2 protein-coding genes are annotated in these 1,683 nt (G+C 34.9%); both read left to right on the forward strand.

What is annotated here, in order from left to right; translation table 11 throughout:
• The first annotated feature begins 278 nt into the window (after positions 1 to 278).
• Positions 279 to 881, forward strand: a complete 603-nt coding sequence (locus tag BTHERMOSOX_RS11020; protein WP_138121178.1) for a phage integrase N-terminal SAM-like domain-containing protein — start codon at positions 279 to 281, stop codon at positions 879 to 881.
• Positions 882 to 973: 92 nt separating this feature from the next.
• On the forward strand, positions 974 to 1,264 hold the full coding sequence (locus tag BTHERMOSOX_RS11025; RefSeq protein WP_138121179.1) for a tyrosine-type recombinase/integrase: 291 nt from the start codon (positions 974 to 976) through the stop codon (positions 1,262 to 1,264).
• Positions 1,265 to 1,683 lie beyond the last annotated feature (419 nt).

The following is a 1,683-nucleotide window of genomic DNA, read 5'->3' on the forward strand; positions in this document are numbered from 1 at the left end:
AGCCTCTTTTTTATGCTGGAGAATTGGTCAGGTCGAACGCTATGTTCGAAGGTGCTTCGCACCAAGAAGATAGTGTTAGACCGCAGGTCAACTCCACCGTTCACACGGCGCGAAGCGCCGTGTGAACTATTAGTATAAGGCATTATTGCCCTGATACACTATATTAAAAACAAAATCGGGCATATTTTCCCAGTTTTTATCAAAAAAATTGCCAATAACCTAATATTGGGTATTATAATAAAAACCTGTCAATAATTAATCTGATTTTTTTAATATTTATGAGTATTGTACCCAAGAATAAGACATTGTTAGAAGAAATGCGAGCCTTGTTGCGCAGGCAAGGCTATGCTTATGGCACTGAGAATACTTATTGTGATTGGGTGAGGCGCTTCGTTAAATTTTCAAATGTGCAAAGCAGGATTGAGATGCTTGAAAATGCTGAGCAAAAAGTTGAAAGGTTTTTAACGCATTTGGCGATTAAACAAAAGGTGGCGCCGAGTACGCAAAATCAAGCATTTAACGCTCTGCTATTTTTATATGAACAAGTACTGGAAATATCCATTAAAAATGAAAACATTCAAGCGCTTCGTGCTAAGAAGAAAATTCATATCCCTATCGTACTAACGCAAGAAGAAGTGGCGATTGTTATTTACAATATGAAAGGCGTGTATAGGCTAATGTTGTCACTCATGTATGGTTGTGGATTGCGCATGAAAGAGCTGTTAAATCTACGCATTAAAGATATAGATTTTGGCCTTGATAATGTTTATATTTTTGATTCAAAATCTCAATCAGATCGCACCTGCCTCTGCCCAATACAATTAAAGATCTGCTCAATCTACATATTAATGATGTACGTAGAATACACACTCAAGATTTAAATAATGGTTATGGCTTGGTAATACTGTCTTATAGATTAGAGCAAAAATACCCAAATGCTAACAAAGAATTTAAATGGCAATATTTATTCCCAATGAGTAAGATTTCTAAAGATCCTAGAGGTGACTTAGTGATGCGTTTTCATGTGCTGGACAAAACCTTTGGCAGGAATATCAAGCATGCCGTTGATAGATCATATATTAATAAAAAAATATCATCACACACATTCAGGCATTCTTACGCAACCCATTTATTGCAAAATGGAGTTGATATTCGATCCATTCAAGAGTTGCTTGGACATAAGAACATTTCCACCACAATGATTTATACCCATGTGGTTAAAGAATTAAACAAAGGCAATATCAAAAGCCCACTGGATTTTTAAAAATTTAGGAAATAATAATAGAATGAACATCATTTTGAGGTAGGCCTTGCCTGCACCAAATACAATAAAAAAATAGTAAAAATAGCCTGAAAATGATTGAAAAACTCTTTGAAGTTAGTCTAAATTCAGCTGCAAAGCCCTGCTTTAATACTAAGTTTAGAAATTTCTTAAAAATTAATAACGCGTATTATTTTCTTGATTTTTAATAAGTTTTTTTAATTGAATGAATGCACTCAATTAAGCGTTCTACTTGTCGAGTACAGCAACCATTACCCCCCCGTTGCATAAGTCTGATCTCTAACCTTCATAACGGTATTTGCACCATTGGCAATGGCAGATTGTGTCATTTTAAGTTTTAAACATTGGTAAATATGGTATCTTTGCGACTGTGCAAGATGCTTGTATTGGCTCATTTATAC

It is taken from the genome of Bathymodiolus heckerae thiotrophic gill symbiont (genome assembly GCF_900128515.1).
Lineage (GTDB): Bacteria > Pseudomonadota > Gammaproteobacteria > PS1 > Pseudothioglobaceae > Thioglobus_A.

Excerpts from the sequence above, each read along its gene's own strand:
- BTHERMOSOX_RS11020 (WP_138121178.1), top strand. The coding sequence starts at position 279 with ATGAGTATTGTACCCAAGAATAAGACATTGTTAGAAGAAATGCGAGCC.
- BTHERMOSOX_RS11025 (WP_138121179.1), top strand. The coding sequence starts at position 974 with ATGAGTAAGATTTCTAAAGATCCTAGAGGTGACTTAGTGATGCGTTTT.